The organism is Phycisphaerae bacterium (genome assembly GCA_017999985.1).
GTDB lineage: Bacteria > Planctomycetota > Phycisphaerae > UBA1845 > Fen-1342 > JAGNKU01.
The window spans coordinates 269,185-295,691 of sequence record JAGNKU010000003.1; the positions used below are offsets into that span (position 1 = coordinate 269,185).

At 67.9% G+C, this 26,507-nt stretch carries 19 protein-coding genes; 10 read left to right on the forward strand and 9 right to left on the reverse strand.

Features of this window, described 5'->3' with window-relative positions; all coding sequences use genetic code 11:
• Position 1 precedes the first annotated feature (1 nt).
• Complete coding sequence (locus tag KA383_06265) at positions 2–2,425, forward strand: hypothetical protein (protein ID MBP7745720.1); 2,424 nt, start codon at positions 2–4, stop codon at positions 2,423–2,425.
• Here the strand turns inward: KA383_06265 and amrS are convergent.
• The 3 genes from amrS to amrB are packed head-to-tail and all read right to left on the reverse strand — an operon-like array spanning position 2,373 to position 6,203.
• A complete protein-coding gene (amrS, locus tag KA383_06270; GenBank protein ID MBP7745721.1) occupies positions 2,373–3,614 on the reverse strand; it encodes an AmmeMemoRadiSam system radical SAM enzyme in 1,242 nt (413 codons plus the stop codon). The two genes, KA383_06265 and amrS, sit on opposite strands and share 53 nt — an antisense overlap.
• 1 nt (position 3,615) lies before the next feature.
• Positions 3,616–4,683: a DUF362 domain-containing protein gene (locus KA383_06275; protein MBP7745722.1), complete on the reverse strand. Its 1,068-nt coding sequence runs from the start codon at positions 4,681–4,683 to the stop codon at positions 3,616–3,618.
• Positions 4,684–4,691: 8 nt separating this feature from the next.
• Positions 4,692–6,203, reverse strand: a complete 1,512-nt coding sequence (gene amrB / locus KA383_06280) for an AmmeMemoRadiSam system protein B (protein ID MBP7745723.1) — start codon at positions 6,201–6,203, stop codon at positions 4,692–4,694.
• 209 nt (positions 6,204–6,412) lie between these two features.
• Here amrB and KA383_06285 point away from each other — a divergent pair, with 209 nt between their 5' ends.
• The gene (locus tag KA383_06285) at positions 6,413–7,252 is read left to right on the forward strand and encodes a hypothetical protein (protein ID MBP7745724.1); all 840 of its coding nucleotides are present in this window, start codon (positions 6,413–6,415) and stop codon (positions 7,250–7,252) included.
• Between the two features lie 121 nt (positions 7,253–7,373).
• Here KA383_06285 and KA383_06290 read toward each other — a convergent pair whose 3' ends face one another.
• Positions 7,374–8,486 carry a fructose 1,6-bisphosphatase gene (locus KA383_06290; protein MBP7745725.1) on the reverse strand — a complete coding sequence of 371 codons (1,113 nt, stop codon included), beginning with the start codon at positions 8,484–8,486 and terminating at the stop codon, positions 7,374–7,376.
• Positions 8,487–8,942: 456 nt separating this feature from the next.
• Here KA383_06290 and KA383_06295 point away from each other — a divergent pair, with 456 nt between their 5' ends.
• From KA383_06295 to KA383_06315, 5 genes are all read left to right on the forward strand, one after another.
• Complete coding sequence (locus KA383_06295) at positions 8,943–10,742, forward strand: sodium:solute symporter (protein MBP7745726.1); 1,800 nt, start codon at positions 8,943–8,945, stop codon at positions 10,740–10,742.
• Positions 10,706–12,064: a beta-N-acetylglucosaminidase domain-containing protein gene (locus KA383_06300; GenBank protein MBP7745727.1), complete on the forward strand. Its 1,359-nt coding sequence runs from the start codon at positions 10,706–10,708 to the stop codon at positions 12,062–12,064. Before KA383_06295 ends, KA383_06300 begins: the two co-directional genes overlap by 37 nt.
• The gene (locus KA383_06305) at positions 12,061–13,323 is read left to right on the forward strand and encodes a hypothetical protein (protein MBP7745728.1); all 1,263 of its coding nucleotides are present in this window, start codon (positions 12,061–12,063) and stop codon (positions 13,321–13,323) included. Before KA383_06300 ends, KA383_06305 begins: the two co-directional genes overlap by 4 nt.
• Before the next feature lie 50 nt (positions 13,324–13,373).
• Positions 13,374–14,183, forward strand: coding sequence for a hypothetical protein (locus KA383_06310; GenBank protein MBP7745729.1), 810 nt, complete (start codon positions 13,374–13,376; stop codon positions 14,181–14,183).
• A gap of 270 nt (positions 14,184–14,453) precedes the next feature.
• Positions 14,454–14,612: a hypothetical protein gene (locus KA383_06315; GenBank protein MBP7745730.1), complete on the forward strand. Its 159-nt coding sequence runs from the start codon at positions 14,454–14,456 to the stop codon at positions 14,610–14,612.
• 17 nt (positions 14,613–14,629) lie between these two features.
• Here KA383_06315 and KA383_06320 read toward each other — a convergent pair whose 3' ends face one another.
• A complete protein-coding gene (locus KA383_06320; GenBank protein MBP7745731.1) occupies positions 14,630–15,562 on the reverse strand; it encodes a lysophospholipid acyltransferase family protein in 933 nt (310 codons plus the stop codon).
• Between the two features lie 242 nt (positions 15,563–15,804).
• Between KA383_06320 and KA383_06325 the strand changes: the two genes are divergently transcribed.
• The gene (locus KA383_06325) at positions 15,805–16,434 is read left to right on the forward strand and encodes a helix-turn-helix transcriptional regulator (GenBank protein ID MBP7745732.1); all 630 of its coding nucleotides are present in this window, start codon (positions 15,805–15,807) and stop codon (positions 16,432–16,434) included.
• Positions 16,435–16,460: 26 nt separating this feature from the next.
• Here the strand turns inward: KA383_06325 and KA383_06330 are convergent, their stop codons facing one another.
• Genes KA383_06330 through KA383_06345 form a run of 4 tightly spaced genes read right to left on the reverse strand, consistent with a single transcriptional unit; the run spans position 16,461 to position 22,143 of the window.
• A complete protein-coding gene (locus tag KA383_06330; protein MBP7745733.1) occupies positions 16,461–18,146 on the reverse strand; it encodes a sodium:solute symporter in 1,686 nt (561 codons plus the stop codon).
• 56 nt (positions 18,147–18,202) lie between these two features.
• Positions 18,203–19,696, reverse strand: a complete 1,494-nt coding sequence (gene araA, locus KA383_06335) for an L-arabinose isomerase (GenBank protein ID MBP7745734.1) — start codon at positions 19,694–19,696, stop codon at positions 18,203–18,205.
• Between the two features lie 45 nt (positions 19,697–19,741).
• Entirely contained in the window at positions 19,742–20,452 is a 711-nt protein-coding gene (gene araD / locus KA383_06340; protein ID MBP7745735.1) for an L-ribulose-5-phosphate 4-epimerase AraD, read from the reverse strand.
• A 2-nt stretch (positions 20,453–20,454) separates the two neighbouring features.
• Positions 20,455–22,143, reverse strand: a complete 1,689-nt coding sequence (locus tag KA383_06345) for a ribulokinase (protein ID MBP7745736.1) — start codon at positions 22,141–22,143, stop codon at positions 20,455–20,457.
• 360 nt (positions 22,144–22,503) lie between these two features.
• Between KA383_06345 and KA383_06350 the strand changes: the two genes are divergently transcribed.
• Together KA383_06350 and KA383_06355 are read left to right on the forward strand one after the other, a co-directional pair.
• The gene (locus KA383_06350) at positions 22,504–23,625 is read left to right on the forward strand and encodes a galactose mutarotase (GenBank protein ID MBP7745737.1); all 1,122 of its coding nucleotides are present in this window, start codon (positions 22,504–22,506) and stop codon (positions 23,623–23,625) included.
• 136 nt (positions 23,626–23,761) lie between these two features.
• Positions 23,762–26,152 (forward strand): alpha-N-arabinofuranosidase, encoded by a 2,391-nt coding sequence (locus KA383_06355; protein MBP7745738.1) that lies wholly within the window; start codon positions 23,762–23,764, stop codon positions 26,150–26,152.
• Positions 26,153–26,507 lie beyond the last annotated feature (355 nt).

A 26,507-nucleotide genomic window follows, 5' to 3' on the forward strand; every position in this document is an offset into this window, starting at 1 on the left:
AATGACCGCTGTACAGCCGAGCGACGTGTCCGGCACTGGCGACAGCGGCGCGCGCGCCGGGCTGGGGGTGCTGGTATTCGCGTGGGGGGCGCAAGCGATCGTAGCCCAGTCGCTGCTGCTGCGCGAAGCGCTCGTGCTGATGTATGGCAGCGAGCTGGCCTGGGGCATCGTACTGTTCGCGTGGCTGCTGGGGGTCGCGCTCGGCGCGGTCCTTGGGGGGCGCATGGCCGAGACCCAGTGTGGGCGGACCCACGCGGCCGGCCTGCTGCTCGCGGTGCTGCTTGGCCTCAGCGCTGCAACCTGCGCGGACTTGTGGATCTTTCGCGGCGCACGCGCGTGGCTGGGTGCCGGGGTGGGCGAGTTGCTGCCGCTACCGAGGGCGGCGTGGGCGGCGCTGCTTTTCATCACACCCGTCGGCGCGCTGGTTGGGGCGGCGTTTCCGTTGGCGTGCCGTGTCGGCCAGCGGCTGGGCGCGGCAGCCGTTGCGCGCGGCGGTGGCGCGTCGTCGGACCGCGGCGCCCCGTATCTGTCCTTCGCGCGGGTGTATGGGCTGGAGTCCGCCGGCAGCCTCGCGGGCGGTGCGGCCTTCAGCTTCTGGGCCGTCGAGCACCTGGCCCCGGTGCAGACGGCGCTGGTCAGCGCGGGCGTCACGGTACTCGCCTGCGGCGCGCTGTTGGCAACCATTAATCGGGTCGGGCGGCGATGCGTGCTCGCCGGATTGTCCGGCGTCCTGGCGACCGGCGTGTTCCTGGTTGCAGCGCTCGGTGGCGACCGGCTCAACCGGCAACTGGTGGCCCGTCGTTGGCAGACAGTTGCGCCGGGTTACGACCTGGTGGCCGAAGCGGAATCGAAGTACCAGAATCTGGCGGTCGGCCAGCGCGCGGGACAATACACGCTGTATTGCGACGGGCATGTGGCGGCGAATTTCCCGGATCCATACACGTCTGCACCGCTCGCGCACTTCTGGCTGTGTCAGCACCCCGCGCCGCGCAGTGTGCTGGTGCTGGGCGGCGCCGCCGAGGGCCTGCTGGCAGAAATCCTCCGGTACCCGGTGGCGCACGTGGATTATGTCGAGCCCGACGCGCTGCTGATCGGATTGCTTACCCCGCTGCTGACCGACACGGACCGCGCGGCCCTCACCGACCCGCGTGTGTCCGTGCATTATGCCGACGCGCGCTACTACATTAAGACGCAGCGCGCACGGTTCGACCTGGTCATCGCCCGCCTGCCGGAGCCGACCGCGGCACAGCGCGCCCGTTTCTATACGGATGAGTTCTTCGCCGAGCTGCGCCGCGCCATGACGCCGCACGCCGTGCTGGGCACCACGGCAGCCGCGACACCGACCGAGCTGTCTGGTGCGTCGCGCGAGTACCTCTCTGGGCTGCGGGCTACGTTGCGGCGACACTTCGCGCACGTGGTGATTGGATGGGGTGATCCGGCGCAGGTGCTGGCGGCGACCGCAGACGGCCTCATCACGACGGATCCTGCGGAACTGGCCGCCCGCTATCGCGCGCGACAGGTGGCAGCGCGGCTGTTCGATCCGGCGTGGTTCGCCGGCGCCACAGACTGGCTGGATGCGCGCAAGCTCGCACGCCGGTCGGCGGACCTCGACGCCGCCGGCCCGGTCACGCTCAGCACCGACTTGCACCCGGCCATCTACCTGCAGCGTTTGGCGCTGTGGGAGAGCTTGGCCGGCGGTGCTGCCGGCGGCGGACGACAATTTGTCGCCTGGCTGCGGACGTTGCGATTCGGGCCGGTCGCCGGCGGACTGGCTGTCCTCGGTCTCGTTACGCTTACAAGTGTCCGATTACGTCATCGCAACCGGCAGGGTTGGGTCGCCGGAGCCATCATGCTCACGGTGGCGACAACCGGCTTCGTGACGATGGCGTTGAGCATCGTGCTGTTGTTTGCTTTCCAGAACTTGTACGGGTACGTCTACCAGCGCATCGGCTGGATTGTGGCGCTGTTCATGGGCGGGTTGGTCGTGGGGTGCGTGTGGGCTGGCCGGCGCGCGGCGCGGCGCAATTCGAGCGTGCATGTCTGGCGCTCGCTCATTGCCGTGGATGTGCTGCTCGCCATCCTGGCGCTGGCGACTCCACCCGTGCTGCACGCGCTCGCGACACTTCAGCACGCGGCTGCTGTGGAATGGTCCATCTCCATGTTGGTGGCCGTGACGGGTTTGTTCGGCGGGGCGACGTTCGCGCTGGCCGGCCACCTGCAACTCACACTGTCCGGCCGGGCCGGCGGCGCCGCCGGCAGCGTCGTCGGCGCGGATCACGCCGGCGCATGCCTGGGCGCGCTACTCTGCGGCGTGCTGCTGGTACCGGTGTTTGGGACCGTGATGACCGCGTGGTTGCTCGCGGCGCTGAAGCTCAGCTCGGCTGCGACGCTGGCGGCGCTGCGGCGGCCGGCTCCGCGGGCTTGAACGCCAGCGCCTGCTCCTGCGTCCACACCCCCGGAATCGCCACCCCGCATTTCGGGCACCTTCCGTCCTTGAGCTCGTTCGCCGCCACCTGAAAGCCGATCCGCCGAATCAGCAGCCGCTGACAGCCGTGGCAGTAGGTGTTTTCGCCGGGGTGGTTGGGAACGTTACCCGCGTACACGTACCGCACGCCGGCATCCAGCGCCACCCGGCGGCAATTCTCCAGTGTCGTCACCGGCGTCGGCGGCAGGTTCGTCACGCGATACGTGGGATGAAACCGCGTGAAGTGCATCGGCACGTCCGGCCCGAGGTGCTGCACGACCCACTTCGCCATCTGCTCGATTTCTGCCGGTGAGTCGTTGAGTGTCGGGATGATGAGCACGACCAGCTCGAGCCAGATGCCGGTGCTCTTCAGCACTTCCAGCGCGCCGAGCACCGGCTTCAGCTCGCCGGCGCACATGTCCTGGTAGAACTTCTCGGTGAACGCCTTCAGGTCGATCTTGACGCCGGTGAGCTGCCGGCACAGCTCGCGCAGCGGCTTCTCCTGCATGTACCCGTTGGAGATCATGACGCTGCCGAGGCCCTGCTGGCGGCCGGCGGCGGCCACGTCGTGCATATACTCGTAGCACACCGTCGGCTCGGAATAGGTGTAGGCGATCGTTGGGGCGCGCCGCGCCCGGCACGTCTTCACCAGCTCCTCGGGCGTCACCACGATGCTCTCGACCTGCTCCGGCCGATACTGGCTGATCTCCCAGTTCTGGCAGAATTTGCACTCGATGTTGCAGCCGGCGGTGGCGATTGAGAACGCGGTCGTGCCCGGCAAATAGTGAAACAACGGCTTCTTCTCAATGGGATCAACGTTGGCAGAGCATACCGCGCCGTACACGAGCGTCTGGTACTGGCCGCCCTGATTCTCACGTACGCCGCAGTAACCGCGCTCGACGTCCGCGACTTCGCAGCCACGCGGGCAGAGCGTGCACTTGATCCGCTTGTCGGGCAGCGCCTGCCAGTGCCGTGCCGGATGACGGGCGACGCCCTTGAGCTTGGGTCCGGAAAGCTCGCTCGTGCCGGGAGTGTCCTGCGCGAGCACGCGCGCGGCCGGTCCGAACGCACATGCGGCGCCGCACGCGAGGCCCAGACGCAGCACGTCGCGGCGCGTCGGGCAACGGAACACGTTGGTGAGGTCGTCCATCCTATACCTCGACCAGCTCGATCCGGCTCAGCGTGCCTTCGCCCAGGCCGCGTGCCGTTGCCGTGGCGATGTATTTCGCCGGACGATCTTCATCCGCGAGCGTCTTCAGCCCCTGCGCGACGCGCTGCTTGTCGAGCAGGTCGGCCGCTACCGCGTCAGCCGCGACCACGTCGTTGCTCACGATCAGCCCGCCGAACGGCCACGCGAAGCCCGGGTGCTGTCCCGGGCCGGCGTTGTATTGGGCACGCACGCCGTCGCAGATGGTCAACCGCCACTTGGCGCGGATGTGCGGATGCGCCACGACGTCGACGATGTAGGGGTCGCAGTTGTGGTCGTGATACTTGTTCGGGTTGTGGATGGCGCCGTAGAAGTTCTTCATGCCCAGCGTCGCGCCGGCGAGGTTGTGGTCCTTGAGAACCGGCACGGAAATCAGCACGTTGACATCTTCGGTCACGATGCGGGAGTACGCCGAGCCGATCTGACCGCTGGTTTCGATCCGGGCGTCGTAGCCGCGCCCGGGACCGTCGGCCGCGGCGCGCCGGCCGGCGTGCTCGGCGTCGGTGCCCCGGCACTGCACGCCGCTGCCCGAATGGTTGAGCTTGAAGCCGGCCTTGACCAGTTCGGCATCGAGGCGGTCCCAGACGATGATCTGTTCGGCGGGGACCCCGGCCTGGCGCAGCCCGGTGATGATGGCGTCGACGACCGCCGGTTGCGTCGACAGCCCGAGCGCGTTGACCTTGATGCCGACGCGATCCTTTGGGCCGAAGAACTTGCGCCAAGCGGCGGTCGCATCCGGCGCGTCCGTGAGCTTCTGGATGGTAGCGTTGAGGAGCTTGACCAGCAGGTCGCGGTGGTCGTCCGGCTGGCCCTGAGTCAGCGCTTCATCGCGCGCCACCACGACGCGCGCGCGACCGCGGTTCGGCTCTGCACTCTGGCCGAAGAGCCGCGCCCCGGGCAGCGTTATCCCGGCGGCAAGCGCTCCGGCCTGGGCAAGAAAGCGCCGGCGGGTCGTCCGCGACCAACTCTGCCGCCGTTCAACCGTGGTGTCGCTGTCGCGCGATGCGTGCATGGTTGTGCTCATTTCTGCCCTTCCGGCTCGCCAAACACCTCCGCCTCGAACACGTCCAACCGGGCTTCCGGCCGCTGCCACGCGTCCGGCGGCAGGCCGGCCTTGCGGCAGGTCTGTGCCAGGAACTCCGCCCGCGTCCAGCCGCGTTCGTAGGCGACCTGCGGCAGCAGCACGCCGCGGTCATTGCCCAGCGTGATCAGCAGGCCATGCCGGCCGACCACGATCTCATTGGGATTGCCGATCCGCTTCATGGGCGTTAGGTAGCTGATCTCGATATGGAGCTCGTCGACCTCATCCGGCCGCACGGGCTGGAAGCGCGGGTCCGCGCGGGCTGCGCTGATGGCATTGCGGACGACCGCCTCGTGCAGTGGCCCGTCGGCCACCATGTTGCCGATGCAGCCGCGGAGGTCGCCGTGTTTTTCGAGTGTGACGAAGCAGGCGCCGTCGGCCCGCAACGCCGGGGGGAGCTTGTCTGCGTCCACCGGGGGCAGCTTTTCGCCCTTCGCGGTGGCCGTCACCGTCTGCCGCGCGAGCCGCAGCAGTTCCGCGCGCTCGGTGGGGTTCAGCGTCCCGGAGCGGCGCGTGAAGACGAAGGACTGGTACGTCACGCTGTTACGATAGTCGTTGAGCTGGCGACCGGACGTGTCGTACGCGGCCCGCACACCTGTCGCGCCACCCTGCGCCGAGAGGACGCGCAGGAGCAAGAGCACCGGGTTGCGCCCGCAGATCGTGTCGCCGGTCTTGTCCAGGTGCTCGGCGAAACCGTCGAAGTCGCAGCGGATCAGCGGTGCGGCGGCCTTTTCCGCCAGCTCCCGGAGCTTGTCGGGTACGTCTTCCTGGAACGGTACGTAACCGTAATCGGGGCCGAAGTGCGTGCAGTCCGTGCTTGCGACGAGCAGCGTGTTGGCGTCGACCAGCGGCAGGAGCGCTTGCGCGGCCTGGGCGTATTCCGCGGCGCGCAGCTGCCCGATCAGCAGCGGCACGAGCTTGAAGTCGATCAGTGTGCGCTGCAGGAACGGCAGTTGCAGTTCCAGCGAGTGCTCGCCTGCATCCACCGCGGGATTCGACGTGAACAGGGCGTTGCCGAGCAGCCGGGCACACGCCGCGCGGTCGATTGGGACCTCGCCCAGCGGGGTGCGGTAAGCGGTCAGTTCCCCCGGAACTTCGATGCCATGATAGCGGTTGGCGTGGCGGTGGCTGAACGCGAGCACGATGACGCGCTTGAATCCGTGGCCGCGCACCGTTGCGTACGCGGCCGCGGCCGTCGGCGCGCTGAAGCGATAGCCCGCATGCGGGCAGATGAGCGCCACCGGCGGACCGTCAATCGCGGGCGGCTTGGCTTGTGCCAGCAGTTCGTCGAGGAATTTCGCGAGTTCGCCCGCATCCGCGGGATACCAGGTCCCGGCACAGGCCGGGGCCCGCACCTTCGGATCATCGGCGCCGCGCGCGGGCAGCGCGCTCGGCCACGACCCCGTGATCCCCGCGACGAGTGCCAGGAGCAGTACACGTGGTGCGCGCATGTCGGCGTCTCCAGCGTGGTGTGAGCCGGGATTGTACCACACCACAGCCGGGTGCGCCCCGCTGCAAGTTGTGTTTGCCGCGTCTGGCGCGGCTGTGGCGCGGCAGGCTGGATCAGCCTCACCCGCCCGCCCTGGCGGTGGTATAATGGGATCTCAGAGTCGAACGCGCAGCGGTCCGGGCTGGCCGGCGCGGAGTGGAGGAAGTCCGCATGTCTGGAAGATCATCTTGCCTGGCGGTCTTGATGCTCGTTGCCGGCGTTCACGTCGCCGCGGCACAGCCGGAATGTGCCGGCCTGGGTGACCTGGACGCCAACGGTCTCGTCGGGTTCACGGACCTCGGGGCCTTTGCCGCTTGCATGGCTGGGCCGGGCGTGACGCCGGCCTGCGATCCGGTCGTGGCGGAGCGCGCCGATTTCGGCCCCGACGGCGACGTGGACCTCGGTGACTTCGCCACTTTGAGTCCGCTCGTCGGCCGCCAGTACTTCGACTACGGTCCGCACCGCGCGAGTCTCGAAGCGGAAATGCTGGCCATGCAACTCACCGGTCAGTTGCGGGCGCCGGACGCGCAGTACGACCGCATACTTGGTGACCTGGCGAGGATCCGCGCGGCGTACCCGGTGCTGGTCACCGTGACCGATGATCCGGACTACGTTCCGAACGAGCTCATCGTCAAGCTGGTCGCGGGTCAGCCGCTGGACGAATACAACGCGTTGAATGCGTACTACCTGCTGACGGGCCAGGAGCTGATCTTCGGCACCTGGTGGACGCTCTCGTTTTGCGACAACCTGAATGCGAACGCCCTCGGACCGATCTACGCCGCGCTGGCCGCCGTCGAGTTCGCGGAACCGAACTACCTGATCGGCATGGACGATCAGATCACGGTTGCCGCTTTGGGCGGGACGTATCGCTACACGATCGACGACGGCTTCCTGGACTGCTTCGACGGCTGTGACTGTCACCGCGTGTGGGTCTTCGACGTCTCGCTCTTCGGCTCTGTGACGCTGGTATCGTACCAGGAATATGGCCAGCCTTGGTGCGAGTTCCGGTGAAGCGGAACGCCGCCGGTGCCCGCGGCAGGCTGCTCACGACACCCGCGGATCTCTGCGGGCGGGGTCGCCCCGGCTCCGTGAGTCCGTGTCTTCAGGTGTGACACGTGGCCGGCGTCGGAGTTCAGGTTTCCTTCACGTCCAGCGGCTCGAAGCGCCCCTGCAGTTTGGTCATGACCAGTGGCAGCGTGGTGTACTCCATCTGGTCCAGCGGGAGACGATGCGGCTCAAAGGGCCCCATGCGGCGCATGTAGTCGCCGACGAAGTTGGCCAGCCGCCGCGTCTCGTCAAATGACACGTCCTTGAACATGTCACGCGGCCCGATGAGTTGGCCGTTCGAGACCTGGAACCCGGCCGCGATCACGCGTGGCGGCCCGTCGAACCGGGTCGGCTGCGCGTCCTCGAAGCTCACCGGCATCAGCGGCCCGCCGTGGCTTCCGCGCATCCAGCCCTCCACGAGGTGCGGCAGGGCGAAGGCTTCCAGCACCTCGCCCACCGCCGGGAACCCGCTCTGGGTGCGCACGATCATCACCGGGTCGTCCTTGCCCACGTAGCGCCCGGCGATGTAACCGAGGCGCTGCACCGATGCCACGCCGGCGATTTCGTCGTCCTTCTTCCGATAGACTTCCTTGACGGCGTAGCGCGACGGCGAGCCGATGAAGACCAGCATGTCGTACAGCTCTTCCGGGCACAGGAAAGTGACGGCGGCGTTCTCCTTCAGGTTCAGGATGCGGAACTTGAAACCATCGTGCAGCGCCGGATCGATGACCAGCCCGGCGGTGTTGAACGGATCGGCGAAGATCTTGTAGAAGGGCAGGTTCCAGGCCCCCGGTGATGTCTTGTCGGCCATGAAGATAATGACCGGCTCGGACTTCCGCTCCTCGAACGTCATCTCCGCGACGCCGGGGCCCATCCCTTTGACGTTTCCCGCGAACGCGTCCGCCAGCAAGTCCTGGCCAGCGCCGTATAGCTTCATGCTGGCGGCCGTCTTCGTGGTCGCGACGAACACGTCCCAGGCCAGCCGGTGGACGTCCATGCTCTCCACGCCCTGCTGGTGGGTCATGATGAGTTCCAGGTCGTCGCCACAGTGCATGACGCGGAAGTCGATGAGCTGGCCCTTGTCGCGGGCCGCGCTCAAGTGCCGCTCCGCTTCTTCCATGAGCTGGGGGTGCATGCTGGAGTGTCCGACGTAGCCACCCACATCCGCTTTGATGACGCTCACCGTGATCTTCGACATGGCACAGGTCTCCTTTGCAACGTCGCCTACCTGGCTTCGCAGCGGGATGCGGAGACCGCGCGGCAATGTGTGCGGTGAAGGGCCCAAGGACCATGAAAGCACGTCACCCCCTGAGTGTCAACAAAAACCTGCCCGCCGGGCGTCGAAGCGCTCGTAATTCGCTCGCCCGTCGGCGCGCGGGGTCTGAGTCCCTGCGGCCGGGTCCGGGCACAGTGGCCACTACGCGCGTCCACGCTGTGCTGAGCTGCGATGGCGGCCTGGCGGACGGCGTTGTGACCGAAGCCGTGCCGAAGCCGATCGACGCCATGCGCGACGACACGAAGCGGGCAGGGGCGCTGTTGCTGGCCGCTGGCCGGGATAGAATGAGCCCGCCTCGGGCGGGTCGGTTTTGTCGGCCCGGCTGCCCCTGTGCGGTCCCGTCGTCGCAGCAGGCGGCGCCTCTCCAAGGGAGTTGGCATGCACCCAGTCGACTGGGCCGTGGTCGCGCTGCTGTGTGCGATCTCGCTGGCCGTCGGGCTCTATTTCACTCGCCAGGCCTCGCGGCACGGAGCCGAGGGGTACTTCACAACCGGTCGCAAGCTGCCCTGGTGGTCGATCGCCGTATCCAACACCGCCACGTACCAGTCGGGCAACGGTGGGTTCGTGATGCTCGTGCTGGTCTACGGCCTGGTCGGCAACTGGCTCTGGTGGGGGGCCTGGATCATCTGGATGCCGCTGGTGGCGGTAATCTGGGCACGGCTCTGGCGCCGCATGCAGGTCATGACCACTGCCGAGTTGATTTCACTGCGCTACGGCGGTCGGCCGGCGCGGTTTGCCCGCACGGCTTACGCGGCGGTGTGCTGCTTTGGCTTCTCGGTGATCCAGATCGGTTACATCACCGGCTTCTTCGTGAAGACCATCGCGCCGGTGGTGGGCCTGTCACCGACGGTGATCCTGCTGCTGTTCGGCGGCGTCACGGCCATCTACACCATGTTTGGCGGTCTGGCCGGCGTGGTCTACACGGACGTGGTGCAGTTCCTGATTCTTATCCTGGGCAACAGCCTGTTCCTGCTACTGGCCGTGCCGCAGTTCGGGGGCTGGGGCCACATTCTGGAGACCGTGGCCGCGGTGCGGCCGGCCGGACTCGTGCAGACGCCGCCAACCGCGGGTGTTGATCAGTGGACACTGCTGACACTCATGGTGTGCGGGCTGTTTCTGGCCGGGTCGCCGACCGCTGGCGAGGGGATGACGGCGCAGCGCTTCATGGCGGCCAGGAGCGAGCGGCATGCGGTTGCGGGCCAGCTCTTCAACGCGTTTCTGGCCCTGACGCTGCGCACGTTGCCGCTGATCGGCCTGGGTGTGATCGCGATGTCGCTGTTCTGGTCGCCGGATGTAAAGGGCGCGGCGCCGGCGGGCGTGCAGATGCTCGACGATTCCGCACACGCGTGGGGCGCGGTGGTGCGTGCCTGCCGCCTGCCACTGGGCCTGGTCGGCATCCTCATCGCGGCGGAGGCCGCGGCCTACATGTCCACGCTCAGTTCGCTGATCAACTGGGGCAGCAGCTTCGTGGTGAACGATCTCGCGCCGCAGTTGCGGACCAGCCCGACGCGGCAGGTCTGGATCAGCCGCCTGACCACGGTCGTCCTGTTTGGGCTGGCGGCGGGCCTGACGGTGCTGTACGTGGACAACATGGTCAGTTGGTTTATGTATATCAACAATGCCATGGTGATCTTCCTGCTGCCGCTAGCCTGGTTGCGGTTCTTCTGGTGGCGGTTCAACGTGTGGGGCGAGTTGGCGGCGGTCTTGCTTACACTGCCCGCCTCGTGGATCGTGTGGTTCAACCTGGGTTTCGGGGACCCCGGCCGGCATCCGTTCTGGCAGGGGTTGGCGCTGCTCTTCGGTCTGGCTGCGGTGATCCAGATCGGCGTGACGCTGCTTACGCCGCCCGAGTCGCTTGAGACCCTGAAGCGCTTCTACGCACGCTGCCGGCCGCCCGGCTGCTGGGGTCCGGTCCGTGCTGGCGTAGGGCGCGCAGCGGGCGAGGCGTCGGTCGGGCGCCTGATCTGCGATGCGATCCTGGGGATCCTGGCGTGCCTGGGGCTGGTACTGGCCACGAACGCCACCTTCGCTCGAGATTGGACCACGGCAGCGCTTGGCGCCGCTGCCGCTCTGGCTCTAGGCCTCTGGGTGATCGCGCGGGTGGTAACGGCGGAGCCGCCGGTGGCCAGGGAGGAAGTGACATGCGACCGTTCTATCTCGGATTGCTTGCCACGGTGACGGTGCTGCCGGTGCCGCGTCCGGCTGCCGCGCAGGCGCAGGCTGCGCCGGCGTCCAGGCCGGACATCACCAGCGACTTTCAGGTGATCCTGACTGAGACGGTCCGGCCGCTGCCGGAGCCACTGGCCGAGGGACAGTCGCCGGGCTTCCGTATCCGCGGCATCAAGGGCTGGATGTGGCGGCCGGAACAGTACCTGGCCGAAATCCCGGTGCTGGTAGAATACAAGCTGAATTTCCTGATGAACTGCTACGGGAGCATGTGGGACCTGGAGCACTTCGCCGCCGGCGACCCGCGTGTGAACCGCTGGTGGGAGCCGCTGCCGCCGGCCAAACGCGACGCCTACGAGCGGATCGTGCGCGCCTGTCAGCAGGCCGGCCTCCAATTCTGTTTCAGCCTGAACCCCGGTCTGTCTTCCAGCCGCCCGGTGAAGTACGACGACCCCCAGGATCTCGAAGCGTTGTGGCAGCACTATGCCTGGATGCAGGGTCTCGGCGTCCAATGGTTCAATGTCGCCCTGGACGATATCACCCAGGGCATTGACGCCAGCGGGCAGGTGCGGTTGGTCAACGCAGTCTTCCGGCGGCTGCGCGCGGCCGACCGGGAGGCCAAACTGATCTTCTGCCCGACTTGGTACTGGGGCGATGGGACCGGTGCGCAACAGCGCCCATACCTGGAAATCCTGGCGCGCGAGCTGCACCCGGACATATACGTGTTCTGGACGGGCGATCAGGTGGTGGGCCGCGTGACGCGCAAGGCCGCCGAGTCATATCGTGAGATTGTCAAGCACCGGCTGTTTCTCTGGGATAATTACCCGGTGAACGACAACCAGCCGACGATGCACCTGGGTCCGGTCGTCGGCCGCGATCGGGATGTCTGCGAGGTCGTCGACGGATACATGAGCAACCCCCTGTGCACTCAGAACGAGGCTAACCGAATTCCGCTGCTGACCTGCGCCGACTACGCCTACAACCCGCGCGCTTATGATCCGGCGCGGTCGATCAGCCAGGCCATCCTGCACCTCGGGCAGTCGGAGGCGCAGCGCCGCGCCTTGAAGGACCTGGTCGAAGCCTATCCCGGCATGTTGCTTCATGGGGGCGGCACGGGATACAACCCCGTCCGGGAACAATTCAACCGGCTGATCGCCGCGCCGCACGCGCGCTACATCGGTGAACTGTACATTCGGCACCTGGAGGACCTGCAGGCGCGCCTGGAGCAGGCCTTTCCCGATCGCTACGCGGCCACGCGCAGGACCCTCGGCGATGATATCGCATACCTCCGGCGTGGGCTGGCGGACAAGTATGGTCAGGTGGAAGCACGATGATCGTCGGTGCCGCGCAGGTTGAAATCACCCCGGCGCCGGGGCGCGAGCTGTCCGGGTTCGCCGCACGCACCCAGCCGGCCGTGGGCGTGCTCGATCCGCTGTTGGCCCGGGCGCTGTACCTGGCCGACGGGCCGGAACGCCTGCTGTGGGTGCATGTCGATCTGATCGGGCTGGAACGCGACTTTGTTACTGAATTCCGCCAGTGGGCCGCGGCGCGCCATGGGCTGGCACCTGCCCAGGTGATGTTGTCGGCGACGCACACGCACTCGGGGCCGCCAACGATCCATCTCCAGGAAGCTGGCACGTATGACGCGTCCTACGTCACGTCGCTGTCGACCAGGCTTCAGCAGGTGGCCAGCGCGGCGCTGGCTCAGCCGGAGGAATGCCAGGTGATCCGGGTGGAGGGCCATTGCGATCTGGCGATCGATCGACGGCGGCGGCCATCGGCCCACACCGATCCACGCGTGGCCGCGGTGGGCTGGCGCCGCGCTGACGGGACGTTCGCAGCCGTGCTGACCAACTACGCCATGCATGGCGTCGCCCTGGGCGCCGGCAACCGTCAGATCAGCGCCGATGTGCCCGGCCAGGTGGCGCACGCCGTGACGCGGCAACTGCCGGGGCGGCCGGTCGCGCTGGTCACGAACGGGGCCTGCGCCAATCTCAACCCGCCCGCCGAGAATGTGCCGTTCAGCCAGATTCAGGCCTGGGGGGAACAGATCGCGGGCGCAGTCGTGCCAGCCTTGCGGCGTGCCGCGCCAGAGCCGGGTGCCGGTTTGCGCGTGCGTGCGCGGATCGTGCCGTTGCCAATCGAACGCCTGAGCCTGGAAGAAATCGAGGCGGCGGCGCGACGGGCGCTCGACGAGGAGAGTGCTTTCCCGGAGTGGGGCGCACGCTACCGGCGCGCCGTCGAGAACTGGCGGCAGACCATGAGTCAGGCTGTTCGCGATGGGACCGCGAGCGACACCCGGGAGGTCGAACTGAGCGCGGTGCGTATCGGCGGCGCGCTCTTCCTGGGATTGAACGCGGAGATCTTTTCGACGTTCACGGATCAGGTCCGCAGCGCGGCGGGCGGCGCGGCGTACACGGTCGGCTATGCCAACGGCCTGCTTGGCTATCTGCCGACCGCCGCGGCGTACGATGAGGGCGGGTATGAAGTGGAGACCGCGCACTACTTCTACAACAGCTTTCGCGTACGGCGCGCCGGCTTTGAGCTGGTGGTGCAGCACGCGGCGGCGCTGGCGCGCGAAATGGTGCCGTAGGCCGCCATGAGCAGCGGCAGGGTTGCAGGCACGGACCGGAGGTGTATGCAATGGCCAGAATCTACTACGTGGGCGACTGGGCTGTCCTGACCGGACCGGTATTCGCGGAGACACCGTTCCACCACTCGCCCAAGGGCCTGGAGATCTTCAACTACGGCGTCTGGCTCAAGGATGCGCTGGAATCCACCGGCCGGCACACGGTTGAGTCCGTGCCGGCCTGGGATTTCTACAACAAGCTGGGCCCGGGGGACTACGAGCGGGTTCTGGACCAGTACGACGTGCTGATCTTCAGCGACGTCGATGCCAAGCTGTTCCAGTTGGCGCCCAGCTTCTTTGATCGCCGGCAATTCGGCCGCCAGGTGCTCACATTCCCCGACCGCATCCGTCTCACGGTGGAGGCGGTGCGCGCCGGCAAGGGGGCGATGTTCCTGGGCGGCTGGTATTCGTTCACCGGCGAGCTGGGCAAGGGGGGGTGGGGCCGCACGCAGCTCCGCGAGCTCCTGCCCGTAACGTGCCTCGAACACGAGGACTTGATCGAGAGCACGGAGGGATTCACGGGGGAGGCTACTGCCAGCGGCCGGCAATGCCTCCCGACGATCGACTTTGCCCGCCTTCCGCCCGTCCTCGGCTACAACCGGACGCTGCCGAGCCCGGAGGGCGAGGTGCTGGCGTGCTGGCGCGAGACCGGCGATCCGCTGCTGGCGGTGCGGCAATGCGGCCGGGGCCGGGTGCTCGCGTATACGTCCGACCCGGCGCCCCACTGGGGATGCAATTTCGTGTTCTGGGATCAGTACCCGGCGTTTTGGCTGGCGTGCCTCGACTGGATCAGCGGCGCGGAGGAACCGTTGGGGGGCGGCTGACCCCAGCCTGCTTGGGTGCAAGCGGGGGGGTGATCCGCCGGGGCGGACCACGCCCGGCCGATAGCGGGGCGTAGCGCCCGCCTGTCGCCCGATTCTGGAATGTCCTTGACTATATGTGAACCAGTGTTCATAATATGAATATCGCGCCCGCGACCGGCACGCGCGTGCCGGGTTCTGCGGTGGGCGCGTGTCCGTGCGCGACTCGCGCGGCGCTCCGGCCGTAGCCGGCCGCGAGACCTGCGCGGTGTTCGCGAAAGGAGTCCAATCAGCATGAAGTCCAAGAGACTGCGTGGTCGTGCCGCTCTTGCGCTGGCGTTCCTGATGGGAGTCCCCGTCGTGGCGCAAGCGGGCTGGGACGGCCTCAGCGGCATCATCGGCAGCGCGCTCGCCCTCGCGTTCGGGATCGTGGACATCGCCGGCGACAGCTAGTGCGACGGGGGGCGCGCTCAGGGTTCGCCCGCGGGTTGGTCGCTGGGCTTCGGCCGCCCGCGGGTGTGTGCCCAGAGGTATTGCGTCGGGTCGCCGAGCACGAGCTGTTCCAGGGCGGCCACGTACCGCTGCGTGATGTACGTGACCGGGTCAGCGACGTGACTCCACGCGCTCGGTTCGAAGAAGTCGACGACGGCGAGTTCAAACCGGAACGGCGTTGCCTGCCGTCGAATTCCGGCCACGGTCACCACGGCTCCGTAGCGTGCCGCCAGCAGTCCCACGGTGCGCGGCACGGCCGTTGGCAGACCGAGGAACGTGACCGGCACGCCATGCACGGCGGCGTGGTCGGCGAGGATCGCCACTGTGCCGCCCGCGCCGAGTATCTCCGGCAGCCGGACGAGCGCCTGGCTCACCGGGATCAGCTCGCAACCGCTGGCTGCACGAATGCTGCGACGGTAGGCGTCAAAATCGGGGTTGGCGTGTGGACGATACACCACGCCGGCGCGGAGACCGTTGCAGCCCAGGAACAACGGCAGCAGGTCGAACGGCCCGTAGTAGGCAGTCAGGAGCATGACCGGGTGCCGCTGCCGCTGGGCGGCGAGCAGGAGCCCGAGGTAGGGTTCAGGAATCACGCCCCCGTAGCGTGGCAGCGTGGCGGGGCGGATGCGACGCCTGGCGAGCATCAGGTCGGTGAGATTCCAGGCGCGATGGATAAATGCGCGCTGCGCGATACGGCAAATTTCGGTCGCCGGATAGCGCGCCCCCAGCGCCGCGTGGCATTGCGCCTCGCTACGAGCACGCAGCGGATCGTGGAGCTGGTACACGCGCCGGGCGAGCATGGCCACGAAGGCGTAGGCCGCCCGGGGGCCGAGCGCATTCAGCAGCGCGGTCAGCCCGCGCCGATAGGTGTCGGCGAGCCACAAGAGCACGCGCGCGGATGCCGGGCTCACGAATGAACCCGTTGCGGCGCCAGGCCGAAGCAGGGCAAGGTCATCGACGGTGCTTCCCTGAAGGCGCGACTGCGGACGCGGGCCGGGTACGGCTGACATCGGGTGGTGCTGCGACAGCCCGATTCCTGATAGCGCGGGTTGTCACCTGCGAATTGCACGTATAAAACATGAGCCTAGGTTCTCAGTCTGTCAATTGACTTATCAGATCGTGCCGGCCGCGTCGGCGCGCCGCGAACAGGAAAATGGCCAGCAACAAACGCCGCGACCGGGAGCGAGAGCGTCATCGCCGCGAGATTCTCGCGGCGGCGCTCGACCTCTTCTCCCGCAAGGGCTTTGCGGACACGAGCATGGCCGAGATCGCTGCGCAGGCGGAGTTCGCGGTCGGCACGCTGTACCGCTTCTTCCGGGACAAGGAGGCACTGTACCAGGCCCTGATCGCCGAAACGGTCCGGGAGTTCGCGCAGGCGGCGTCGGCAGCGCTCGACGCGCCCGGCACGGAGATCGAGAAGCTCGAACGCTATATCGAAACGAAGGCCCGACTGTTTGTGCAGCACATACCGGCCGCCCGCCTGTACTTTGCGCAGACCGCGCTCGCCGCGTACTCGCCGGCACTGGGGCTGAATCGCGAAGTCCGCGCGATCTACGACGGGGTCGTAAACCGCCTGGAATCGCTCATCCGCGGCGCGGTGCGCAAGAAGCTGCTGGTTGACATCGAGCCCCGGCTGCTCTTTCTGGGCCTGGAGGGGGTCAGCAACGCCTTCCTGCCCGCGCTGGTGGAACGCCCTGAGGATTTCACCGCCGAGGACATGGCGCAGGCGACCAAGCGCATCTACTTTGAGCGCGTCAGGCTGCGCCCGCCCCCGGCCGAATGAGCACCTCCGCTGCGCGCCGCGTCCAGTCACGCACTTGCCGGGCTGCCTGCCGTACTGAAGAACAAGCCGGAGAAGTACAAGTAGGCCGCCAAAATGATCGCGAGGACGATGCCGGTGTGGATCACGTCCCATTTGGTCCAGGACCGGCCCGCGGCGCGATCCGTCGGGTGCCGGTGCGTCATGGTCAGCCCGAGCGTCTTCTCGACCGGCGGCGGGGCGGTCACCAGGCTTACGACCACCATGATCGCCGCGCTGACCAGGAACAGGTACACCGCGAACAGCAGGAAGTTGATGTTGCCGAACATGACGAGTGGGTGCGTGGCCCACGTCGCGGCGGCAACGATGTCCTTGTCAAGACCTCCGGCGTAGACCTGGCAGCCAAGCTTGGCGAGCCCCAGCATGAAACCGACAATGAGCGACGCCAGCGCTCCGTGGGCGTTGATACGCCGGATGAACACACCGAGGAAGAAGATCGCCGTGAGCGGCGGCGCGAGATAGGCCTGCACGCTCTGGAGGTATTCGTAGAGGCCGGAACTGATGTTCTGCATCACGGGGATCCAGGCGATCCCGGCGAGCACGACGACGCTGGTGGCGAGACGGCCGACGGTCACCAGTTCGCGTTCCGGCCGATTCGGCCGTAGTTTCTCGTAGATGTCGACCGTGAACAGGGTGGAGCACGAGTTGAAGACGGATGCCAGCGAGCTCATCAGCGCAGCGAGCAGGCCCGCGACAACCAGTCCGCGGAGGCCGATCGGCAGGAGCGTTCCGACCATCGCCGGAAACACGGAGTTGGTGTTGGCGTAGCTTAGCAGGCCCTTCTGCCGCAACGCCGCCCCGATCATGCCCGGCACGATGAAGATGAATACCGGCGTCAGCTTGAGGTAGGCGCCGAAAATCGTGCCGCGCCGCGATTGCTTCAGATCCTTGCCGGCGAGGGTGCGCTGCACGATGTACTGGTCCGTGCACCAATACCACAGGCCGACGATGGGGGCCGCGAAGAGCATGCCCGGCCAGGGAAACCGCGGATCGTTTGCCGGCTTCCAGAGATTGAACATCTCGGCGTCGAGTGTGCTGGTCAGGACGCCCCACCCGCCGAGCTTGACCAGCCCGATGATCGTCAGCGTCAACGATCCGCCAATGAGCACGATCGCCTGGGCTGCCTCGGTGTATACGACGGCCCGCATACCGCCGACGATGGTGTAGATTCCGGTCAGCACGACGGTCGACAGGGCCCCGACCCAGAACGGCCCCATCTCGCCGATGTGCAGGTCGGGCAACAATGTGGCGACGACCGTGCCGCCGGCGAAGACCGTCACGCTCACCTTGGTGAATACGTAGGCGACGAGACTGACCAGCGACACCACCCAGCGCGACGCGGGGCTGAAGCGCTTCTCGAGAAACTCGGGCAGTGTGAACACGCGGCTGCGCACGTAAAACGGCAGCAACACCCAGCCGAGCACGAGCAGACACCAGGCGTGCAGCTCGTAGTGGGCCATGGCGACGCCGCTGTCAGCCCCGGCGCCGGCGAGTCCGACCAGGTGCTCAGACCCGATGTTGGATGCGAAGAGCGAACAGCCGATGACAAACCACCCGACGTTGCGCCCTGCCAGGAAGTAGTCTTCGCTCGTCCGCTGCCGCCGGCTGGACCAGAACGCGATCCCGGCCACCAGCGAGAAGTACAGCGCCACCCCGACCCAGTCGAACGCACTCAAGCCCGGTAACGCGGCCTGCGCCAGTACCTGGAGCCCCCCGCACGTCGCGAAGTCCATCATGTGGTCACTCCACCGAAGCGTGGCGCCAGCTCACGCCGCAGCCGTTCCAGATCCGTCGCTCCGTCGATTACGCAGCACTCGATGCCGGTCATCTCCGCGAAGTCGCGGAGCATCTCAGCGGTGACGGCATAGCTGTACGCCGTGTGGTGGGCGCCGCCGGCATAGATCCACGCGGCGATGCCGGCTTCGAAGCTCGGCCGCGGCACCCACACGGCCCGCGCCACCGGCAGCCTTGGCAGCGGCGCGTCCGGCGCCACCGCGTCGACCTCGTTCACGGTCAGGCGCAGCCGCCCGCCCAGGTCGACGAGCGACGCGTTGAGGGCCGGGCCCGGGGGCGCATCGAACACCAGCCGGACCGGGTCGTCGCGCCCGCCGATGCCCAGGGGATGCACTTCGCACGACGGGCGCCCCGCGGCGATCGACGGGCAGACCTCCAGCATGTGCGCGCCCAGCACGCGCTCACGTCCGGGTTCCAGGTGGTACGTGTAGTCTTCCATGAAACTCGTGCCGCCGGGGAGGCCCGCGGCCATGACCTTCAGGGCGCGCACCAGGGCCGCGGTCTTCCAGTCGCCCTCGGCGCCGAAGCCGAAACCGTCCGCCATGAGCCGTTGCCCGGCGAGGCCGGGAAGCTGCGGGAGGCCGTGCAGATTCTCGAACGTATCGGTGAACGCCTCCGCCCCGAGCTCGGCCAGGAACGCCCGCAGGCCCAGCTCGATCCGCGCGGCAGCACGCAGGGCCTGGCGGCGCCGGCCGTCCGCCCGGAGTTCCGGCGCGAGCGTGTACTCCTCGCCGTAGCGCGCGCACAGCGCGTCTACGTCCTGATCGCTGGCGGCCGCGACATGCCTGGCCAGATCGCCCAGCCCCCACCCGTCCACGCGATATCCGAAGGCGCACTCGGCTGCAACCTTGTCGCCATCGGTCACTGCGACACGTCGCATGTTGTCGCCGAGGCGCGCCACGAGCAGCGTCCGTTGGTCGTGCAGCGCGCGGGCCGCCCGCTGCCAGGCGTCGAGGCGTGCGTGCGTGGCCTCGGCCTGCCAGTGCCCGACGACGACCTTCCGACGGAGTCCGAGCCGCGTGCAGATGTACCCGAACTCGCGGTCGCCGTGCGCCGACTGGTGCAGGTTCATGTAGTCCATGTCGATGGACGCCCACGGCAGGTCGCGCTGCATTTGCGTGTGCAGGTGCAGCAGCGGCCGGCGCAGCGCCCGCAGCCCCCCGATCCACATCTTCGCGGGGCTGAACGTGTGCATCCACGCGATCACGCCGGCGCACTGCGGGGCCGCGTTGGCCTCGGCGATGATCTGCTCGATCGCCTCCGCGCTAGTCAGCACCGGCTTGGCGACCACCGGCAGCGCCAGCCGTCCTGACCCGTTCAGCCCGGCCGCGACCGTGCGGCTGTTTTCCGCAACACTGCGCAGCGTGGCCTCCCCATAGAGATGCTGGCTGCCGGTCAGCAGCCACGTCTCCGCCGCTTTTCCCCGCGGGATACTTGTGCTCACGTGCCTCTCCTGCGCGCTCGTGATCCTGCCGCGCTACTGTCCCTGCCCGTAATACGCGCTCTTCCCGTGCCTGCGCTCGTGGTGCTTGTGGAGCAGGTACGGCTCCAGCGGCGGCGGTGCACCGGTCTGTATTCCGGCCAGAAGTGCCAGGCGGGCACAGGCCTCGAGCGCCACCGCGTTCTCCACGGAATCCGCCGCGTCACGCCCCCAGCAGAATGGCCCGTGCCCGGCCACTAGCACCGCCGGCACCTGCATGGGATCGACCGGTGGCGACCCCGCGGCAGTTCGCGTGAACGCCTCGACGATCACCGCGCCGGTGTTCGCCTCGTAGTCCGCCGCCACCTCCTCTGGCGTGAGCTGTCGCGTCACGGGCACGGTGCCCATGAAATGATCCGCATGCGTCGTGCCGAGGCAGGGCAGCGCGCGGCGGCACTGGCACAGCACCGTGGCGTGAGGACTGTGCGTGTGCGTGATCCCGCCGATCTGGGCGAGCGCGCGGTACAGCGCGAGGTGGGTCGGCGTGTCGCTGCTCGGCCGCAGTGTGCCCTCGGCGACCGTGCCAGCCAGATCCACGAGCACGATGTCGGCGGCCCGGAGCCGGTCGTAGGCAACACCGCTGGGCTTGATCGCGACGAGGCCCGCGGCGCGATCAATGCCGCTGACATTTCCCCACGTGAGCGTGACGAGCCCGTGCGTGACCAGCGCGCGGTTCGCGTCACACACGGCCTGCCGCAACTCGCGCAGCTTCACTTCGCCGCTCCCGTCACCCGCTCGCGCAGCGCCAGCAGTGCCGGCATCACGCGTCCGACCGTCCGCAGTGCCGCGCCCTCGTCATGGCCCGGCACGCCGCCGCAGGCGTCATGCAGCACGCGATACAGTGCGAACAGCTCGTCGTACACGCGCTGCTCTGCCGGGCGCGGCTTGAACGTCAAATCCTTGAAGCCCACCATGGCCCTCTGCGCGGCCGTCACCGTCGGGTGCGCTCCGCCCACCACCGCCCCGAAAATGGCGGCGCCGAGCGCGCAGGATTGCGAGGACCGGCTGATGCGGATTGGCCGGCCCAACACGTCCGCGTAGATCTGGTTCACAAGATCGTTCTTCTCGCCGATGCCGCCGCAGTGCGTGATCTTTTCGATCCGCACGCCGTACTCCTCGTAGCGCTCGACGATAATGCGCGCCCCGAATGCGGTTGCCTCGATGGCCGAGCGGTACAGGTCCGCGAGCGTCGTGCGCAGCGTCTGCCCGACGACAAGGCCGGACAGGCGCGGGTTCACCAGGACCGTGCGGTTGCCGTTGTGCCAATCGAGCGTGAGCAGGCCGCACTGGCCCGCCCGCAGGCGCGCTGCCGCGGCCGTCAGCTCGGCGTGCCGGGCGCGGCCGCCGGCCAGTGTGGCGACCCAGTTGAAGATGTCGCCGACCGCGGACTGCCCCGCCTCCAGCCCGTACATGCCCGGGATCACCGAGCCGGGCACGATGCCGCACAGACCCGGGATGTCCGGCAGCGGCTCATCCGCCGGCCACACCGTGATGTCGCAGGTGCTGGTTCCGATGATCTTGACGAGCGTACCCGGTGCGACCCCGCTGCCCACCGCGCCGTGATGCGCGTCGAACGCCCCCGTCGCCACCGGCAAGCCGGCCGGCAGCCCGACGCGGCGCGCGATGTCGGCCGTCAAGCGTCCGGCCGGCACGCTCGACGGCGCCGCCCGGTCATACAGTCGTCCGCGCAGGTCTGCGAGGTCGGGATGAAGGGCCCGCAGAAAATCCGCGCTCGGCAGTCCGCCCCAGGCGGAATTGTACATGGCCTTGTGTCCCGCGGCACACACGCTGCGCACGATGTCGCGTGGCGCCATGTTGCCGGTGATGTACGCCGGCACGAAGTCGGCCAGCTCCACCCACGACGCGGCGTGCTTGAACACCGCCGGAGCCACGCGCCGGCAGTGCAGCACCTTTGACCAGAACCACTCCGAGGAGTACACGCCGCCGCACTTCGCGAGGTATGGTTCCCCGCGCCGACGGGCCAGTTCGGTAATTTCGGTGGCCTCCGCATGCGACGTGTGGTCTTTCCAGAGCCAGGCCTGCGCGTCCGGGTGCTTCGCGAACTTCGCCGTCAGGGCCAGCGGGACCCCATCCGCACCGATCGGCAGGGGGGTCGACCCGGTCGTGTCGATGCCGATCCCGACGACGCGGTCCGGCGAAAAGCCCTTCACGCGGGTAGCCGCCCGCACCGCGCGCCGCACGCTCCGCACCAGGCTGGGTACATAGTCGCCGGGATGCTGTCGCGCGAGGTGGGGCTGGGCCGCATCCATGATCACGCCGCGCTCGCCGCTCGGGTAGTGAACCACCGTCCCGGCGATCTCGGCGCCGGTGCGGCAGTCGACGACCAGGGTCCGCACGGAATTGGTGCCGAAGTCGACGCCGAGTGAGAATGACGGAATGCTCAAGTCTGAACTCCTCAACCCAAAGACGCCGGACGAGTTGTGCGCGACCGAAACGCTGCGCCGGCGCCCGCGCGTAGCAGGCTCGGCGGGGTGCAGGGCAATGTAACGGGCGGCGCGCGTTTGATCCAGTGCGGCTGCTATTCTCGCAACGCCCTGCAGCACGCGGTGGCGGCTGCGCGGTGCGACGGGGGCCCGCGCGGTGGACGCGCCGCACGGGGCCCGTTAGAGTTTCGCCCGTGGACCATCATGTCCGCAGGATTCACAGGCGGTACGTGTGATCCGCCGCTCGACATTGAAGGAGTCGCTCGCATGAAAGTCCGCGCTGCAATCATGAGTTGGAAAGGCGCTCACGTCGCAATGGCACTGACGCTGCTCGTTTTCAGCACGCAGTTGCTCGGCTGCGCGCTCGCGGGGCCCGTGCCCGGCACGACCGTCGAACCGTGGGGCACGATCGACGGCCGGCCGGTGCGCCTCTACACGCTGAAAAATGACCACGGGCTCATGATGCGCGTCACCAACTACGGCGCGACGATCACCGAGCTGCACGCGCCCGACCGTAACGGCCAGCTCGCCGACATCGTGCTCGGCTACGACTCCCTGGCGGGCTACATCGCCTCCTCACCTTACTTCGGCTGCATCGCCGGCCGCTGCGCGAACCGCATCGCGGACGGGCGGTTCAACCTGGACGGCACGGCGGTGCAGCTCGCCCGCAACGACGGCCCGCACCACCTGCACGGCGGTGTCAAGGGCTTTGACAAGCACGTTTGGGAAGCGCGGCTGCTGCCGACCGCCGACGGGCCGGCGCTGCGCCTCGCGCGCACTTCCCCCGTGGGCGAAGAGAACTACCCGGGCGAGCTGCGTGTCGTCGTCACGTATACACTCACGCAGGGTAATGAGCTGATCACCGACATCGAAGCACACGCGAACGCGCCCACCCTCTGCAACCTCGCGCAGCACACTTACTGGAATCTCGCCGGTCATGCCAGCGGCCCGGTCGACAACCAAATCCTCACGTTGCATGCCACCCATTACACGCCCGTCAGCGCTGCGCTCATCCCCACCGGCGAGCGCGCCCCCGTCGCCGGTACGCCGTTCGATTTCACCCAGCCCAAGCCGATCGGCCGCGACCGCGCGGCCGTCGGCGGCAATCCCGTCGGCTATGACCACAATTTCGTGGTCAACGGATCGCCGCGCGAAATGCGCCCCGTTGCCCGCGTGCTCGATCCGGCCTCCGGCCGCGTCATGGAGCTGTCGGCGAATCAGCCCGGCGTGCAGTTCTACGGCGGCAACTTCCTCGATGGATCTCTGGTTGGCAAGGGTGGCGTGAAGTACCCGCAATACGGCGGCTTCTGCCTGGAAACGCAGTGCTTCCCCAACGCCATCAACACGCCGGCGTGGGTGCAGCCAGTCCTGCGGCCGGGCGAGACGTACCACCACCGCATGGTGACGCGCTTCACGACGGACAAGGCGGCGCAGTAGCGCGGCGCCGCATCCGTTCCGACATCGCCGCCGCTGAGGCGGCCACAAGACCGACGGTGGACTTGCGGGTGACGGCGCGGCCGCCGCGCGGGCTACATGTGCGCCGCTGACCTGTAGCGCGCGGAGGAGCCAAGTCATGAGCGGGATGTACGTCGGACGTTGCGGTCAACCGGGAATTGCCTGGGTCATGGTGCTGTCGCTCGCGGCGGCGGCGTTGGCCAACGAAAACCTGCTCGACAACGCGGACTTCGAGGCGCTGGCAAACGGGCAGCCGCGGGGCTGGACACCGCATACGTGGGCCGGCGCCGGCGAGTACACAGTCGTGGAGCCGGGGCGCGCGGGCGGGCACGCGCTCCAGATCTCCGCGGCGTCAGGCGGTGACCTGTCGTGGCAGGCGCAGGTCACGGTGAAGCCGGCCGGCGTGTATCGCCTGAGTGGGTGGATTCGCACGGCAGATGTGAACGCCGGCAGCGGGCGCGGAGCGCTGCTGAACGTGCACGAGCTGCCGGGGGCGGCAACGCGGGCCGTGACGGGAACGCAGGACTGGACACACGTTGAGAGCATTGTCCGGGTCGGGGACCGTGAGCAGATCACGGTGCATTGCCTCTTCGGCGGCTGGGGGCAGTCCACCGGGACGGCGGCCTATGACGACCTGCGGCTTGAAGAGCTTGACCTCCGTGACGTGCAGCCGCACGTGACCGTCTTCGCACAGCGCAAACGCGCGCCGATCGACCCATTCATCTACGGGCAGTTCATCGAGCACCTCGGGCGGTGCATCTACGGCGGGATCTGGGCGGAGATGCTGGAGGACCGCAAGTTCTACTTCCCGATCGAGGTGGAGTACCGGCCGTACCGCGCCGAGCCGCACGACCGGGTCATGTTGTTTCCCGTGGTGGCGCGGTCGCCGTGGCAGATCATCGGACCGGCCGCGGGGGTGACGATGGAGCGCGCCGGCGCATTCGTCGGTGAGCACACGCCGCTGCTGCAGCCGGGGGCGGCGATTCAGCAGAATGATCTCAACCTGGTCGCCGGGCGGCAGTACGCCGGGTACGTCTGGCTCAAGTCGACCGGCACGGCCCGGGTGACGGTGACATTGTCAGGGGCGGACGGTGTGGTGGAGATTCCTGGGGTAGCCGGCAATTACGCCCGGCATCCGTTTGCGTTCACCGCGCGGGAGACGACGGACACGGCGAGCTTGCGGATCGCCGTGGCAGAGGCGCCGGCATACGTCGGCACCGTGTCGCTCATGCCGGCGGACAACGTGCAAGGACTGCGGAAAGACACGCTGGAGCTGATCCGGCAGCTCAATGCGCCCATCTATCGCTGGCCCGGCGGGAATTTCGTCAGCGGCTACGACTGGCGCGACGGAATCGGCGACCGCGATCGCCGGTCGCCGCGGAAGAATCCGGCCTGGAGCGGGGTCGAGCACAACGACTTCGGCATCGACGAGTTCATGGTCTTCTGCCGCCTGGCCGGGACGGAGCCGCTCATCGCAGTGAACACCGGCTTCGGTGACGCGTACTCGGCGGCGCAGGAGGTCGAATACTGCAACGGCGGCGTGGATACGCTCGGCGGGCAGTGGCGGGCGGCGAACGGGCACGCCGAGCCGTACGGCGTGCGGTGGTGGTGCATCGGCAACGAGATGTACGGCGACTGGCAACTCGGCCACATGCGCCTGGAGCACTACGTGCTCAAGCACAATGCCGTGGTCGACCGGATGCGGGCGGTCGATTCCGGGCTGCAACTGGTGGGCGTGGGTGCGGTGGGGGACTGGTCGCGCGGGATGCTGCGCGCGTGCGCCGGGCACATGGACTTCCTCAGTGAGCATTTCTACTGCGGCGTCATGGACGACGTGGTCAGCCATGTGCAGCAGATTCCGTTGAACATCCGGCGGATCGCCGACGCCCACCGCGCGTACCGGCGGGAGATCCCCGGGCTGGTGGAGCGAAACATCCGCATCGCGCTGGACGAGTGGAACTACTGGTCCGACCGCGACGGATACGTGTATGGCGACCTCGGGGCGCGCTACCGGCAGCGCGACGCGCTGGGCGTGGCGGCGGGCCTCCACGAGTACTTCCGGCAGTCCGACGTCTTCAAGATGGCGAACTATGCCCAGACAGTAAACGTCATCGGGTGCATCAAGACCACGAAGACCGCGGCGTTCCTGGACACCACCGCGCTGCCGCTGATGCTCTACCGCGCACAGTTCGGGACAGTGCCGCTCGAGATCGAGGGCAATGCCGAGCTGCTGGCGCTCGACGTCGCCGCGGCGTGGACGGAGGCCAGCGACGCGCTGACGATCGCGGTGGTGAATCCCAACGCCACGGCGGTGGCGCTGCGCGTCGATGTGGACGGGGCGAACCCGGACGGTGCGGGTGCGATGTGGCAGATTGCCCACGATGACCCAAACGCATACAACGATGCCCAGAACCAGCGTGTGAAAATCGTGCCGGGGCCGTTCACGTTTGATGGCCAACTGCGCGTACCGGCGTATGGCGTCGCGCTGTACCGCGTCAACGCGAAGTGACTTGCGGCTTGATTTCGCGGCGCGTGGGTTGCGCTCTGACACATCTTCGGCACCGCGCCGCGCGCATCGTGCGCCGGTGACCACGGACCCTAGCATGGAGAGACGGAACGGGTGATGCGCCAGGCAATGGACCGGGTTGCGCGCCAGCCTCCGTCCACAAGTGGGAGCCGCGGTGATGCGGCTGCCTGGCGCGCCCCGCCAGCGGAGTCAGGCCGAGCGGCGCGCGACGTTGGACGTCTCAGCGCGCGCCGTGGTCACCGGAGTCGGCCAGGCACGTGCTTGACCTGCCGGCGCGGTTTCATAAGATCGTCGCAACCACGGGCAGGCTGCGCCACGAGTTCGACGACCACGGTGA